The 15,440-nt window shown below is 37.0% G+C and carries 14 protein-coding genes; all 14 read left to right on the plus strand.

Features of this window, described 5'->3' with window-relative positions:
- The first annotated feature begins 574 nt into the window (after positions 1-574).
- The 14 genes from EHW90_RS13305 to lon all read left to right on the plus strand — a co-directional run bounded on the left by EHW90_RS13305 (position 575) and on the right by lon (position 15,439).
- Positions 575-961: a hypothetical protein gene (locus EHW90_RS13305; RefSeq protein WP_124952933.1), complete on the plus strand. Its 387-nt coding sequence runs from the start codon at positions 575-577 to the stop codon at positions 959-961.
- A 161-nt stretch (positions 962-1,122) separates the two neighbouring features.
- A complete protein-coding gene (locus EHW90_RS11840) occupies positions 1,123-1,779 on the plus strand; it encodes a hypothetical protein (protein ID WP_243114005.1) in 657 nt (218 codons plus the stop codon).
- Positions 1,780-1,852: 73 nt separating this feature from the next.
- Positions 1,853-4,039 (plus strand): RHS repeat-associated core domain-containing protein, encoded by a 2,187-nt coding sequence (locus EHW90_RS11845; RefSeq protein ID WP_243114007.1) that lies wholly within the window; start codon positions 1,853-1,855, stop codon positions 4,037-4,039.
- A gap of 11 nt (positions 4,040-4,050) precedes the next feature.
- Positions 4,051-5,043 carry a hypothetical protein gene (locus tag EHW90_RS11850; protein ID WP_009444883.1) on the plus strand — a complete coding sequence of 331 codons (993 nt, stop codon included), beginning with the start codon at positions 4,051-4,053 and terminating at the stop codon, positions 5,041-5,043.
- A gap of 145 nt (positions 5,044-5,188) precedes the next feature.
- Entirely contained in the window at positions 5,189-5,557 is a 369-nt protein-coding gene (locus EHW90_RS11855) for a hypothetical protein (protein WP_124952935.1), read from the plus strand.
- A gap of 143 nt (positions 5,558-5,700) precedes the next feature.
- Positions 5,701-7,068 carry an ATP-dependent Clp protease ATP-binding subunit ClpX gene (clpX, locus tag EHW90_RS11860; RefSeq protein ID WP_124952936.1) on the plus strand — a complete coding sequence of 456 codons (1,368 nt, stop codon included), beginning with the start codon at positions 5,701-5,703 and terminating at the stop codon, positions 7,066-7,068.
- A gap of 8 nt (positions 7,069-7,076) precedes the next feature.
- Positions 7,077-7,556: a signal peptidase II gene (lspA, locus tag EHW90_RS11865; protein ID WP_124952937.1), complete on the plus strand. Its 480-nt coding sequence runs from the start codon at positions 7,077-7,079 to the stop codon at positions 7,554-7,556.
- A 13-nt stretch (positions 7,557-7,569) separates the two neighbouring features.
- Complete coding sequence (locus EHW90_RS11870; RefSeq protein ID WP_124952938.1) at positions 7,570-8,835, plus strand: HlyC/CorC family transporter; 1,266 nt, start codon at positions 7,570-7,572, stop codon at positions 8,833-8,835.
- Entirely contained in the window at positions 8,835-9,479 is a 645-nt protein-coding gene (locus EHW90_RS11875; protein WP_124952939.1) for an HAD-IA family hydrolase, read from the plus strand. The genes EHW90_RS11870 and EHW90_RS11875 overlap by 1 nt, the downstream gene beginning before the upstream one ends.
- On the plus strand, positions 9,473-9,793 hold the full coding sequence (locus EHW90_RS11880; RefSeq protein WP_124952940.1) for a hypothetical protein: 321 nt from the start codon (positions 9,473-9,475) through the stop codon (positions 9,791-9,793). Before EHW90_RS11875 ends, EHW90_RS11880 begins: the two co-directional genes overlap by 7 nt.
- Entirely contained in the window at positions 9,781-10,323 is a 543-nt protein-coding gene (locus EHW90_RS11885) for an NUDIX domain-containing protein (RefSeq protein ID WP_124952941.1), read from the plus strand. Before EHW90_RS11880 ends, EHW90_RS11885 begins: the two co-directional genes overlap by 13 nt.
- Before the next feature lie 144 nt (positions 10,324-10,467).
- The gene (locus EHW90_RS11890) at positions 10,468-11,607 is read left to right on the plus strand and encodes a trans-sulfuration enzyme family protein (RefSeq protein ID WP_124952942.1); all 1,140 of its coding nucleotides are present in this window, start codon (positions 10,468-10,470) and stop codon (positions 11,605-11,607) included.
- Between the two features lie 11 nt (positions 11,608-11,618).
- On the plus strand, positions 11,619-12,791 hold the full coding sequence (locus EHW90_RS11895; protein ID WP_124952943.1) for a MalY/PatB family protein: 1,173 nt from the start codon (positions 11,619-11,621) through the stop codon (positions 12,789-12,791).
- Between the two features lie 389 nt (positions 12,792-13,180).
- Positions 13,181-15,439, plus strand: a complete 2,259-nt coding sequence (gene lon / locus EHW90_RS11900; RefSeq protein ID WP_124952944.1) for an endopeptidase La — start codon at positions 13,181-13,183, stop codon at positions 15,437-15,439.
- Position 15,440 lies beyond the last annotated feature (1 nt).

Genomic DNA, 15,440 nt, shown 5'->3' on the forward strand with positions numbered 1-15,440 from the left:
TTATTCTTGGTATAATAATTCTAAAAAAAAGAATAAAAGATTTTATAAGTGGTAAGAGTAGATAAACCTAAGGATAATGTAGTATAGATAGTATATTTCAATGAGGTATGTAATATCTATTGATATAATAAAAGAGTACTATTAATCGGACTTTGCAATTTAAAGGAAGGTGTAAAGTTTGAGAAGTATGCCTATGGTATTTTGGAAAATTGGGCATACGAATACGATAAAAGAGGAAATCTTATCAGCATAACAGATAGAGGAAAAAAATAAGAGCCTACGAATATGATATCACAGGTAGGCTTGGCTTAAGTTACTCAAATTTAGGAAAAGCAAGAAGCTATAGCTATGACGGGCTTGGAAACAGGATAGGTTTTAAAGAATATGAAGAGGATACCTATGGCACACAGGGACATTTTCAGCCATTCGGGTATACCGGTTACAGATATGATAATGTAGCTGACACATACTTTGCACAGGCAAGAGAGTATGTGCCGGGAGTTGGCAGGTTTGCAGGAGAGGACTGGATAAAAGGAGAGATAAGTTATCCCACTTCATTGAATCAGTATGGGTATTGTTTGATAAAGATAAGTATTGTATTTATGATTATGGGGGATTTGCAGCTAATATTAGCTATGGAATTCCGGTAGTTGATACGACTATATCACTTGGGGTTGTACGTAATGTTTATGAACCTGTAGATTTTAAAGGAGAATTCGATGCACTATATACATATAATATATTAAAAGGTGGAAAAATTACAGCAACCGGAGTTAGTGCAAGAACAGGAGAAAAGGTTACATCTGTTTCGAAGTTAGCTATTTCAAAGTTTCAGATGAGTTTGGGATATAGCAAAACTTATTATGTGTCAGATACTCAAGATTGGATTCATGGTAGTTATTTCCATGATACAGGAGATGTTCCGCAAAAAAGTAATCCTTATTGTACACAGGTATATTAAGTAAGGCTATAATATTTTTTGTAGGTGTTTTATAATGAAAGAAAATATAAATTTTTTAATTGAGAGAAATAGTATATTAAATACAAATTTTTTTTTGTGATATTGTTGTAGTTATTGCATTGATAATAGTGGCATGTATTTGTGTGGTTAGAAGACAAAAATTGAAAGAAAGAGAATATATAAAGAAAATCAGGTTGACAATGTCCTTTTTATTTTCTATAGGTATTTCTGCTATTATATGTCTATCAATTATTATGCCGATGATAAAGCACTTAAAACGGACAGCTGATTTAAAAAAAGATTTGAAAGAAATGTCAGTAATAAAATCTATAGGTATTGTAGATAAAATGTATTCATATGAAAGAGGTGTTAATGCGGTTGTAATAGGAAATACACATTACTACGTTGCACCAAATATTGGGAATATGAAAGAAAATATGGAGTTTGAATATGAATATTTAAAAAATTCACATTATATAATTTCTTTTGAGGTGCTAAGTGACGAACCTATTGTAAAAGATGCCTTTGTTAAAGACAGTACATTATGTAAGTTTGGCTATAGTGGAATACAGCATGTTAGATATGATACAGTAGATGATTTGGCGTACAAATACGTTATGAATTATTTAAAAAATACAAGTGATGAACGAGATTACTTAGATAAAGAAAGTTGGGAAACCTACTCATATTATATTAGTGAAAAGGGGTGGTATAGAAGTAACATATATTCATTACATGGTAATAAAAGGGCATATATCATAGTAGATAAGAATGGAAAACCACTGTATTTTTGGACATCAAATATGAAGGTGAAGTAGAGCATTTAAGAATATTTGAATTGACGTGGGTTTTCATTATATTTTCGTACTTTCCTATAAACTTTTAGGAAGATTGACCAAAAAGAAAGACAGAGAAGGTTATAATACCGCCTATTCCTACACGGAAGCCGGAGATATCAAAAGTATTATATATAATGACGGAAAAAGTGTGGAGTACACCTACAACAGCTTAAGAGAGTTAAGTCAGGTAAAGGATGCACTTGGTACTATAAATATAGAAGGTGATAAGTTTGGCAGAACCACAAAGGTAGTGGATTATGGCGGAGATGAAGTAAGTTATAGGTACGGAAAGTATGGTGAGAGATTAAAGACAGAATATTCTGACGGAAGTAGTGTATCATATGAATACGATAAATATTTAAGGCTGACAAGCCTTACATCAGGAAATAAAAGTGTAGATTATACTTATGACAAAGAAGGAAGACTTATCAGAAAAGATATGTCTGAGGATGTAAGCAGTATCTATGAATATAATGAAAGAGGACTTTTAAGCAAACTTTCTCATTTAAAGAATAATGTAAAGCTTGAAGAGTATGCCTATGATTATGACCTTTTAGGGAATAAAACAAAGATTGTAAGACACAGGGATGTAAACCCGAAGGGAATAAAGGAAAATGATAATAAAGAAAAGATCATACATAAACTATGGAATGATTCAGCTACCTTTTATTACGGTTATGATGCTCTGAACAGACTTATAGAAGTAAAAAGAGGAGACAGACTTGTAAGCAAGTATACCTATGATGCCTATGGAAACAGGGAATCACTAAAAAGGTCTAATGATTTAGAGATAAGATATACTTATGATGCTCTTGACAGACTTATAAAAGAGGGAGGATTGCAGGAAAATAAGACATACGAATACGATAAAAGAGGAAATCTTATCGGCATAAGCGATAGAGGAAAGAGAGTAAGAGCCTACGAATATGATATTACAGGTAGGCTTGGCTTAAGTTACTCAAAATCAGGAAAAGCAAGAAGCTACAGCTATGACGGGCTTGGAAACAGGATAGGCTTTAAAGAATATGAAAAGCAGATAGGCTATGGAGAAGACGGGCTTAAGAATATCTTGGGAGCAAACTTGTCAGAGCTGACACCGTCATATGAAGAGAACTATATCCTTGACAGAACAAGGGCATATCACAATCTTTTACAAAGAAAAACCGGAAAAAGAGGCAGACAGTCAATACAAAGCTATGTATGGGACTTTAATGTTGCATATATGGAAGAAGGAGAAAAAGAGTTTACATATCTACAGGATGAACTTGGAAGTACAATTCGCCTTCTTGAGCATGGAGAAGAAAGTCAAACTATATACGGATATGACGAATTCGGAGAAGACACCTATTGCACACAGGGACATTTGCAGCCATTCGGTTATACAGGCTACAGATATGATAAGGTAGCTGATACCTACTTTGCACAGGCAAGAGAGTATATGGCAGGAGTAGGCAGGTTTGCAGGAGAAGATTGGATAAAGGGAAATATAGAGCAGCCATTTAGCCTGAATCAGTATGGGTATTGTTTTGGGAATCCATTGGCATTAATTGATTATAACGGAAAAACTGCAAGGGAACATGCTGAGGATGACATTTTACAAAATGAAAATGGTTCACCTTATGTGGGAGTATTTTATTTAAATATCGAATCAGGTGCTAATGGCTTTGGACATGCTGCAATGATGCTGCTTAGAAGTGACGATACAGGAGATTTATATAGTTTTGTGGGTGATATTCATAGTCCTTTAACTATTTTTAGGGGATATAATGATGCTAATGTAAATTATGCGTATGGTATAGATTTAAAAGAAATATTAAACAAGAAAAAAGAAAATTATGAATTTAATGTTAACACCAGAGAAGGTAAAGAAGGCGACAAGTACAATAGAGCAATATATTTTCCAATAACAGATGAATCCGGAAAAGCAATGGCAGATGCAGCAAGGGATACTATCTTAAAAACCAATGGAATAGGGATTGATGAAAATGATTATAAATTATTAACAAATAATTGTGATCAAAATGCAAGAAGGTGGATTCAGGCAGGAGGAATAATCTTGGAAACGGGAGATCGTGTAGCACCGAATTGGATATATGACTATAATGTTAGGCAGATGAACATAGGAAGAAAAGTTAAGTATGTAAATGCACAATATGGTGATTTATATGATATTTGGAATAGATTACATCCTCAACTTTATTTTGTCTCAGGTAATAAGAGATGCATTACATCTGATTAGGAGAAAATGTTATGAGAAGGACGATAATAAAAGCATGTGCTATTTTAATAGGCATTTTGTGTATGTTTTATATGTATAAGGGATATGTCGGCTATCAGATGGTAAAAGGAATAGTAGATCAGCCACCAATAGTATTTTCAGTGCGGTTTAAAAATGGAGACAGAGGAACCTTTAAATATAATATCAAGAATAGAAAATATGAACGAATTTCAGACTATATATTTCAGGAATTGTCTTATAGTGATGATTATGAAAAGATTATAGGTGTGATATGGGAAGACAGATTTCAGGGGTTGGCAGAACTTGATATGGAAGATTATACATTGAGGCCAATTATATCCCTTAAAGATTTAAATAAATGTGTTAAAGAGGTTAACCTGAAAGAAATTGAATATGATGGTCCCGGAGTTACGCAACTTCGTATGCCAAAATACTATAAAGATGGATATACATTTTTTTGGGGTTACTATTCAACAGTCATTTGCTATATAAGAGAAGAAGAAGGAAAGTGGAATATACGAATATTAAATAATACAGATTCTACAGGACATAACTACTTTCTAAAAAAAGAACCGGAAACTTTATTTTTGGAAACAGAGAAGCCATTTGTAGAAAATAAAACTGAAACAGGAATTATTATAAAAAAGACAATTGATAAAGATGATGAGATTGTGTTAGTTGATGGTACTGATGAAAATGCTTTTATTGATATGTCGGATGATATGACTAAGATTGTGTATTATAGTGAACCTAAAATCTATATGTATAACCTAGAAACAGATAAAAATAATTATATTAGTAGTCAATATTTGATTTGGCAACATATGTTATACCTTAAGCTGTCATCGGATGGAAGATATCTATTTTACACAGTTGGGGATATTCCATTTTTCTGGAGTGATTACTATAGGATGAATTTCTTTATAGTGGATACTAAAACCGGGAACAAAGTGAATTTAAATAGGTGGGAGAAAGGAGATAGGTTTTATGGAATTGATTGGTAGAGAGGAAGCTTAAGTTACTCAAAATCAGGAAAAGCAAGAAGCTACAGCTATGACGGGCTTGGAAACAGGATAGGTTTTAAAGAATATGAAAAACAGATAGGCTATGGAAAAGATGGGCTTAAGACTATCTTGGGAGGAGACAAGAATGCCAAGTTTAACTATTGTAATTTTGACTACATTTTTATGTTATATAATGCAGTATATTTTTTGCTTTGCAGTAGATAAGAGAGAAATAGAAAAACATGAAAAAAAGATAAAACTTAATAAGTATACTGAAAAATTGTTTTTCTTATGGAATAGGAATGAAAAATTATATTGGCTGGTATATATCATAATTATAAGTGAAAGCATACTTTTTATTGTGGTCTGGGTTCTTTATTTCCTAGGTGATATAAATATTTTTAGAAAATTTTTAAATATATATGTAGGAATATGTTCAATATTTGATACGATACTTGTAATAAAGATTTTGATAAAAAGAATAAAAGATTTTATAAGCGGTAAGAGCAGATAAACTCAATTAGAATTCGGTAAAAGCAAGAAGCTACAGCCATAACAGGCTTGGAAACAGCAAGTTGTGCCATTGTACCTATATGGCACATTTTTTTTATTTGTGGTAGAATGACATAAAACTGTTTTAAAAATAGGAATGGAAATATGGAAGACAATAAAAAAGATGATAATAAATATGAAAAAATATGTTATATGTGCAGGAGGCCTGAGTCCAAGACAGGAACTATGATATCAATGCCCGGCGGAATAGATATCTGTCCCGACTGTATACAAAAGACATTCAATTCAATGCAGAGCATGGATATAAGTAAGCTTTCGGGGAAGATGAATATGGATGATATCAAAAATATTGATCTTGGCAGCTTAAATATCCCGAATATGAATGTAAATCCGATACCTGAAAGAGCCAGAGTAAAGAAAAGAGATGAAAAGAGGACAGAGCCTCTGTTTACAATGAAGGATGTACCTGCTCCACATAAGATAAAAGAGATGCTTGATGAATATGTTATAGGGCAGGAGCAGGCAAAGAAGGTCATTTCGGTTGCTGTTTATAATCACTATAAGAGGATATTCCTTGACAAGGACAAGGAGGGGACAAAGATTGAAAAGTCAAATATCCTTATGATAGGACCTACAGGAAGCGGAAAGACATACCTTGTAAAGACACTTGCAAAACTTCTCAATGTACCGCTTGCAATAGCTGATGCGACATCACTTACAGAGGCGGGATATATCGGAGATGATATAGAAAGCGTAATATCAAAGCTTTTGCTTTCTGCAGGCAATGATGTGGAGAGAGCGGAGTGCGGTATAGTATTCATAGATGAGATAGATAAGATTGCAAAAAAGAAAAATACCAATACCAGAGATGTAAGCGGAGAGAGTGTACAACAGGAACTTTTAAAGCTTCTTGAAGGCAGCAAGGTGGAGGTACCTGTAGGTACCAATCAAAAAAATGTCCTTGCGCCTATGGAGACTGTAAATACCGATAATATACTATTTATCTGTGGAGGTGCATTCCCGGCACTTGACGATATTATAAAGGAAAGATTACAAAAGAATATAAGTGTAGGCTTTAATTCAGATCTTAAGGATAAGTATGATAATGAAGCGGACCTCTACTCCAAGGTGACTAATGAGGATATCAGAAAGTTCGGCATGATTCCGGAGTTTATAGGCAGACTTCCTGTGGTATGTACGCTTTCAAAGCTTGATAAAGAGGCATTCAAAAAGATACTTACCGAGCCTAAGAATGCTATCTTAAAGCAGTACAAAAGGCTCTTGGAGCTTGATGAAGTGGAGCTTGTATTTGATGATGACGCAATGGACTATATTGCACAGCAAGCTATGAAAAAGGATACCGGAGCAAGGGCGCTTCGCTCTATTATAGAAGAGTTTATGCTTGATATAATGTATGAAATACCTAAGGATAAGAATATCGGCAGGGTTATAATTACAAGAGATTATTTGGAACATAAGGGCGCTCCGAACATAGTATTCAGGAATGCATAGGAGGGGTTATGTCTGTTATTTTGATACCGATACTGTCCTGTCTTGACCTTATACTAAAGTATGCGGTGGGTTCATTTGATGATAAGGATTTGCCGAGGACATTTGCAAAGAAGATAGAAATAGATAAATTTCACAACAACGGATTTCCTTTCGGTAATATGAAGGAAAATCAAAAAGCGGTGAAGTATGTTCCTGTGCTTATTACATCGGTACTTGTAGGTTTTCTTTCATTCTTACTTCCTAAAAAGGGAAATAAGATAAAGAAGCTGTCACTATGTCTTATTATTGCAGGTGCGTTGAGCAATATATTTGACAGATTTACCCGCGGATATGTGGTTGACTATATTCGTATCAAGGTGAAAGGTCTTGATAAGGTGATATTCAATTTGGGAGATATTTTTATACTGGTTGGAAGCTTGATGATGCCTTTCGGAACAAAGAAAAAGATAAAAGAAATACCGGTAGATACTAAAGCTACTGAAGAATAATATAGGAGTAATTTTGGAAACGAGTGACATAATACAGTTAGTAATAGTGATTATATTGTTGTCTGCTTCAGCATTTTTTTCATCTGCTGAAACAGCCCTTATGACTTCAAATAAGTTGAGAATGAGAAATCTGGCTGAGAACGGAAACAAGAGAGCCGCGAAGGTACTTAAGGTTACGGAGAATACAGATAAGATGCTTTCCGCCATACTGATAGGAAACAATATAGTAAACCTTACAGCGTCTTCAATCTCAACAGCACTTACATTGAAGATATTCGGAAGCAAGCTTGTGGGTATTGCAACAGGTATATTGACATTTCTCATACTTGTATTCGGTGAGATTACTCCAAAGAATGTGGCATCAAAGAATGCGGAGAATATGGCGCTTTCCTATATCGGGGTAATTTCATTTTTGGTTACTTTATTGACTCCGGTAATCTTTATTGTAAATACCGTTGCAAAGTTTGTTATCTCCATATTTAATAAAAACGGTGATGATAATAATGCTGTAACTGAGGAAGAACTCAGGGCGATGGTGGAGTACAGCCACGAAGAGGGAGTCATTGAAAACGAAGAGAAGAAGATGATTGTAAATGTGGTGGACTTCGGTGATACCGTAGCCGGAGATATCATGGTGCCGAGAGTGGATATGGTGATGGTTGATGAAAAGTCAAGCTATGAGGAGATACTGCAGGTGTTCAGAGAGGAAAGGTATACAAGAATACCGGTATATGAGGAGACTCCGGATAATGTCATAGGAATATTGAATGTAAAGGATTTTCTTCTTATAGAAGACAAGGAAAACTTCATTATGAAGGAGCTTTTAAGAGAGCCGCTTTATACCTATGAGTACAAAAAGACCTCCGCACTGATGATGGATATGAGAAAGACAGGCGCAAACATAGTAATAGTGCTTGATGAATACGGTATAACGGCAGGTCTTATCACTTTGGAGGATATGCTTGAAGAGATAGTCGGTGAGATAAGGGATGAGTTTGATGCCGATGAGGATGAGGGCATAACCAAGGTTTCAGATTTGGAATATCTGATAGACGGTTCCACAAATCTTGACGATATCAACGACAGAATAGGACTTAGCCTTTCTTCAGAGGAATACGAGTCTATAGGCGGACTTATAATGGAGAAGCTTGGAAGATTACCTGTAGAGGGTGAAATAATCAATTTCGACAATATTGTACTTACTGTAAAGAAGATGGACCATGCAAGAATAGAAAAGGTCTGCCTGAAACTGAAGCAACCTGTAGTTAAGGAGCAGTGATGAAGCAAAAACATATTTTATTTGATTTGGACGGAACTATAGTGAAATCGGACCTCGGTATCACAAAGGGAGTACAAAAGTCCTTGGAGCATTTCGGCATCAATGAAAAGCTTGAGGATTTGAAAAAGTTTGTCGGACCTCCTATGGTGGAAAGCTATACAAACTTTTACGGATTCAGTCTGAAGCAATATGAAGAGGCGCTTTGTGTTTTTCATAAGTATTATAAAAGTGTCGGAATATTTGAATGTGAGCTTTATGAGGGGATAGAAGAGATGCTTGATAGTCTGTCAAAAGAGTATAAGCTTTATGTGGCGACTTCAAAGCCTGAAAGAGAGGCAAGAAGAGTTATAGAGCATTTCGGACTGGACAAATACTTTACATTTGTTGGTGGTTCAGACGGAGATTTTAATACAAAGAGAGCCACAAAGACTGCAGTAATTGAGTATGTGCTTGAAACAAACAAAATAATGGACAAGACTTATGCTATAATGGTGGGAGACAAGAGCCATGATATAGTAGGTGCAAAGAGCGCCGGTTTAAAGAGTATCGGAGTACTCTACGGCTATGGCGGACTTGATGAGTTTGCGGAGGCAAATTATATTGTAAAGAGTGTCAAAGATTTGAGAGAAATGTTTATATGTTAAAAAAAGGTGACTTGTTAAATATAGGATATTATGATTATGGCCAATATTTCACAGGAAGTCTGGACGGGTTGAGATTCAGATTGGGCAGAGACCCGCTTGAAAAAGTTAATTTCACACCGAAGGATAAGAGGGGCGAGGCCAAGCTGAAACTGACAGTGTGGCCTGAGCCCTTTAGTTTTGACCATACAGAGGATGATAAGAAAAAAGACCATTATTTTGATTATTCAAATGAAGGGATTGAGAATATAATTGAGTTTTTAAACAATGTGGCTGAGATTGTAAAGTCAGGTAAGGAGAAAGCATGGGAGCAATAAAAAGAGAGAGCAGAGAGCTTGCATATGAGGGAACAATAGTAAAGGTATATAAGGATTATGTGGTAATTGACGGCAAGAGGGCTGTGTGGGACTATATACAGCACAACGGTGCGGCTGCGGTAGTTCCGATACTTGATAACGGTAAGATTTTACTTGTGCGTCAGTACAGAAACGCACTTGACAGATATACACTTGAACTTCCGGCAGGTAAGGTGGATGCAAAGGATGAACCGAGAAGAATTTGTGCTTTTAGAGAACTTAGGGAAGAGACAGGCTACAGAGTGGATTCACCTGATGAACTTGAGTTTCTCATAAGGATTGATACAATGGTCGCGTTCGGAGATGAGGAGATAGATATATTTGTAGCCAAAAATCTCAAAAAGGGCGAACAGGACCTTGATGAGGATGAGAGTATTGATATTGAAGAGTGGGAACTTGACGATTTGTTGGAGCTTATCTACAAGGGAGAAATAAAGGATTCAAAGACTGTGGCTGCCATACTTGCCTATAAGAACAAGTATCAGGTATAGCTTTTATTTATAACCAGGGCAAGAAAACATCTTATTGACCAGAGAATACAGAACTTGTAAAATACTGCTTATTGATGACGGTTATAGCTTATGTATATAAGGTATAACATTTTAACAGATAGTATTAGAAAAGTCAGGTGAATTATGAATATTGAAACATTATGCGTACACAGTCCGAATGAAGATAAAATTGCTCATGCATACGGAGCGATGACAATACCTATTTTTCAGACGGCAACTTTTTCACATCCGGGAGTAGGAGAGAGTACAGGTTATGATTACTCACGTCAGTCAAACCCTACAAGAACGGAGCTTGAGGAGAGCATATCCGCACTTGAAGGTGCTTATGATACGGTCGCGACATCCACAGGAATGGCTGCCTGCTTATTGGTATTGGAACTTTTTAATGCAGGTGACAATATCATATCACAGGAAGATATATATGGAGGAAGTACAAGACTCTTTAATACTCTCGGAATAGAGCGCGGCAGGACATTCACATATGTGGATACAACCAAAAAAGAGAATGTACTTAATGCTATAAATGAAAATACCAAGGCAATATTTATAGAGACTCCAAGTAACCCTACAATGCTTGTCACAGATATAAAGGAGATGGCAGAGATTGCAAAGGAACACGGTCTTTTACTTATAGTAGACAATACATTTTTAAGTCCTTATTTCCAAAACCCTCTAAAACTCGGTGCGGATATAGTTATTCACAGCGGTACAAAGTATATTGCAGGTCATAATGATACTCTGGCCGGTTTTGTATGCAGTGCAAATGCCGATATTGCTGAAAAGATAAGATTTATGTATAAGACTGTAGGACCGAGTCTTTCACCTTTTGACAGCTTTTTGGTGCTTAGAGGTCTTAAGACTCTGGCGGTGAGAATGGACAGGGTACAGGAGAACGCATTAAAGATAGCGGAATTTTTGAAAAATCATAAAAAGATTACAAATGTATACTATGTCGGACTTTCGGACCATCCGGGATATGAGATAAACAAGGCTCAGTCAAGAGGCTTCGGCGGAATGATCGCATTTACTACAGATACCGCAAAGACCGCACTTGATGCGTTTGAAAAGATAGAAATAATAAAGTATGCGGAGAGCCTTGGCGGTGTGGAGTCTTTGATTACATTCCCGATGATACAGACTCACGCGGATGTACCTGTGGAAGTAAGAGAGAGACTTGGAATCACCGACAAATTCCTTAGACTTTCGGTAGGAATAGAAAATGCCGATGACCTGATAAGAGATTTGGAGAGAGCGTTGGCTTAGAGGAATATTTTATGTATGATTTTGATAAAATTATAGATAGGCACGGAACAAACTGTTTGAAGTTCGACTTTGCAAAGGAGAGGGGAAAAAACGGTGACGAACTTTCACTTTGGGTTGCGGATATGGACTTTCAGGTGGCAAAGCCTATTACAGATGCCTTGCAGGCTCAGGTAAACCACGGAATATACGGTTATACCGAGGTGAAGTCGGACTATTTTGATATAGTAAAAAATTGGTTTAGAGACAACTTTGACTGGGAGATAAAGAAGGGAAGCCTTGTAAAGACTCCGGGTGTCGTATATGCAATAGCAATGGCGGTAAAGGCATTTACCAAAGAAGGTGAAGCCGTTATTATACAGCAGCCCGTTTACTACCCGTTCAGTGAGATGATAATTGCTAATAACAGAAAGCTTGTCAATTCTCCGTTGGTGTTAAAAGACGGCAGATATGAGATTGATTTTGAGGACTTTGAGAAAAAAATAGTGGAAAATAATGTGAAGCTGTTTATACTTTGTTCTCCTCACAATCCTGTGGGAAGGGTGTGGAGTGTAGAAGAGCTTAAAAGAATCGGAGATATCTGTATAAAGCATGATGTGGTGATTTTCAGTGACGAGATTCATGCGGATTTTGTGTATGAACCGAATAAGCATCATGTATTTGCTTCACTTGGAGAAAGTTATGCCGCCAACTCGGTGATTGCAACGGCACCAAGCAAGAGCTTTAATATAGCGGGGCTTCAGGTTTCAAATATCTTTATAGGAAATAAGAAGCTTCGTGACGCTTTCAGAAATGAGATAGTAAAATCGGGATATTCACAGTTAAACACTATGGGACTTGCAGCTGCAAGAGCCGCATATGAGTCCGGTAAAGAGTGGCTTGATGAGGTGAGAGCCTATATAAAGGACAATCTGATATTCTTTAGAGATTACCTGAAAGAAAATATTGGAGAGCTCAGCTTAATAGAACCTGAGGGAACATATCTTGTCTGGGTGGATTTCAGAAAACTTGGGCTTAGTGAAAAGCAAAGAGAAGACTTGATAGTAAATAAGGCAAAGCTTTGGATAGACTCGGGAGCAATGTTCGGAGTAGACGGAGAAGGATTTGAGAGGTTCAATATCGCCTGTACGAGAGAATATTTGAAGATGGCACTTGACAGCTTGGCAAAGGCGATTAAAGGTTTGTAGAATAGCAAGTATAGTTGGCTACTATATTTGCAAATGGCTGGACAGAAATGATAGCGACAATTAGCCTAGAGTTTGCTTGTACTTAAAACAAGAAGAAAGCCCCGGGAGCTCGAACCTCCCGGGGCTTTCGTTGTGTCCATATGGAACTTATTTCCTTTGGCTATAAGAAGTATACACTAAATACAGGAAAATAGTCAAGTTAAAGCTGGAGTAAAGCTATTATGTTTATTAAATTTTACAAAATCTATTTATCACTTGACGAATATGAGTGCCAGTGATATAATCACAATGTATAAATGGAGAGGTTGTAAACGATCCGGTGTTACAACCTCTTTTTTATAAATATTCTTTAGCACTCTTTTATTATAAGTGCTAACAAAGGAGGATGTATGATTTTAATACCAACATATAATACGGTAGTTTTACCGGGTTCAAAAATATATTTCAGAAAAGATTATTTGCAGGAAGCGGGAGTGGATAAGATATCTGTTGGCGAAAAAGTAACATTTCTTTACTTAAAAGAGTCAAAGGATAGAGATATCACTATGGAGGATGTTTATCCTATAGCGGTGGCAGGTCAGGTGTTGTCTGTAGATGATGAAGGCGGTGCCAATTTGGAGGCGTTTAACAGGATAAATGTTGAATATATAGACTTTGAAACCCAAAATGTTGTGGGAGTTCAAAGGCCTGAGATAGATGACTTGGACCCGCAAAGTGCCAATACAATGCTTATAGATCTTAGAGACGAGCTTTTAAACTATGTGACTAAGTTTCAGTGGGGACTTATGGCAAGAGGCTATGTACTTGCATGGAAAAACATGAATGAGCTGATGGTAGGATTGTCACCTTTTATGAATATAACTCCTGAAGAAAAGTATGCCGTACTTGCGGAGGATTCCACGAAGGCAAGAGCCGAGCTTATAGCAAAGTATGCCAGAGAGTTTATGGCAATCAATGAGGTAAGCGAAGAGGCAAAGCAGGCACAAAAAGAGATTCATGAGAAGGCGTACAGAGAGGATGCAATCAAAAAGCAGATAAGTTTCTTACAAAAGGCCTTGGACGATATGCACCCTGAGAATGTCTCGGAGGTCAGAAAGTTTGAGGAAAAGATAGAAAACTCAGGCATGAACGAGATTGCAAGGAAGGAAGCCGACAATGTATTGAATCGTATGAAGCAGGAGGGAAAGGACAGCCATGAGTACGGACTGCTTTACAACTATCTTGACTTTGTAACTTCACTGCAGTGGAAGAAGGAAGAACCGAAGGAAATAGAGCTTGATAAGGCTATGGAGGTTCTGGACAGAGAGCACTACGGTCTGAAAAAAGTAAAGAAAAGAATTATAGAGCAGCTGGCTGTGATGTCGCTTAATAAAAGTCAAAGCGGTTCGATACTTTTGTTTGTAGGTGCTCCAGGTACAGGAAAGACAAGTATCGGAAAGAGTATCGCGGAGGCTCTCGGAAGAGAGTATGTGCGTATTTCTTTGGGCGGTATAAGAGATGAGGCCGATATAAGAGGACACAGAAGGACTTATATAGGAGCAATGCCGGGCAGAATAATGGACGGTATGAAAAAGGCGGGCACATCAAATCCTGTAATGGTACTTGATGAGATTGATAAGCTTGCGTCATCCTATAACGGTGACCCTGCAAGCGCATTACTTGAGGTGCTTGATCCTGAGCAAAACAATACTTTTACCGACCACTATATGAATGTACCTTACGATCTTTCGGATGTACTGTTTGTATGTACCGCCAATTCACTTGATACAATACCCGGACCTCTGCTTGACAGAATGGAGGTTATCAGATTTACAGGATATACCGCGCTTGAGAAATTTTCTATAGCAAAGGATCATCTGATTCCTAAGGCGAAGAAAAAGGCCGGTATAAGTGATGAGAATCTCATAATAGAAGACGACACGATAAAAGCACTGATAAACGGCTATACTATGGAAGCCGGTGTGCGCGGACTGAAAAAGCAGATAAGCTCACTTTGCAGATATGCTGCCGTAGAGCTTGTAAGAAATAATAAAGAGGTGCTTGATGTAAAGCCTGAGGATCTGAGCGATTACCTTGACCAAAGACCTATAAAGCATGAGAGTATTTTGGAGAAAAAGCAGGCAGGTGTAGTAACAGGTTTGGCTTGGACTGCAGTAGGCGGTGAAATACTCTTTATCGAGACAATGCTTACAAAGGGAAAGGGTAATATAAAGGTAACAGGTCAGCTGGGAGATGTAATGAAGGAGAGTGTGGATATTGCACTAAGCCTTGTGAAGTCTATGTACCCTGAAAAGTCTGAAATCTTTGAGAAAAACGATATTCATATCCATGTGCCTGCAGGTGCCGTACCGAAGGACGGACCGAGTGCAGGTATCACAATGACTACGGCACTTGCATCACTTATAAACAATATTCCTGTATCTCCTGAGTATGCCATGACCGGTGAAGTGTCACTTCGCGGCAATGTAATGCCTATAGGCGGATTGCCTGAAAAACTTATGGCGGCAGCCAGAGCCGGAATAAAGAAGGTATTCATCCCTGAAGAAAACGAGGATGATCTTAAGGAAGTGGCTAAGGAAGTCTTGGATGAACTTGAGATTATTCCTGTAAAAAGGGTTGAAGATGTACTGAAGATTGTTCTAAAATAAG

The organism is Lachnoanaerobaculum orale (assembly GCF_003862485.1).
Lineage (GTDB): Bacteria > Bacillota > Clostridia > Lachnospirales > Lachnospiraceae > Lachnoanaerobaculum > Lachnoanaerobaculum orale.

Excerpts from the sequence above, each read along its gene's own strand:
- lon (WP_124952944.1), top strand. The coding sequence starts at position 13,181 with ATGATTTTAATACCAACATATAATACGGTAGTTTTACCGGGTTCAAAA.
- EHW90_RS11895 (WP_124952943.1), top strand. The coding sequence starts at position 11,619 with ATGTATGATTTTGATAAAATTATAGATAGGCACGGAACAAACTGTTTG.
- EHW90_RS11850 (WP_009444883.1), top strand. The coding sequence starts at position 4,051 with ATGAGAAGGACGATAATAAAAGCATGTGCTATTTTAATAGGCATTTTG.
- EHW90_RS11880 (WP_124952940.1), top strand. The coding sequence starts at position 9,473 with ATGTTAAAAAAAGGTGACTTGTTAAATATAGGATATTATGATTATGGC.
- EHW90_RS11885 (WP_124952941.1), top strand. The coding sequence starts at position 9,781 with ATGGGAGCAATAAAAAGAGAGAGCAGAGAGCTTGCATATGAGGGAACA.
- EHW90_RS11890 (WP_124952942.1), top strand. The coding sequence starts at position 10,468 with ATGAATATTGAAACATTATGCGTACACAGTCCGAATGAAGATAAAATT.
- EHW90_RS11875 (WP_124952939.1), top strand. The coding sequence starts at position 8,835 with ATGAAGCAAAAACATATTTTATTTGATTTGGACGGAACTATAGTGAAA.
- lspA (WP_124952937.1), top strand. The coding sequence starts at position 7,077 with ATGTCTGTTATTTTGATACCGATACTGTCCTGTCTTGACCTTATACTA.
- EHW90_RS11855 (WP_124952935.1), top strand. The coding sequence starts at position 5,189 with ATGCCAAGTTTAACTATTGTAATTTTGACTACATTTTTATGTTATATA.
- clpX (WP_124952936.1), top strand. The coding sequence starts at position 5,701 with ATGGAAGACAATAAAAAAGATGATAATAAATATGAAAAAATATGTTAT.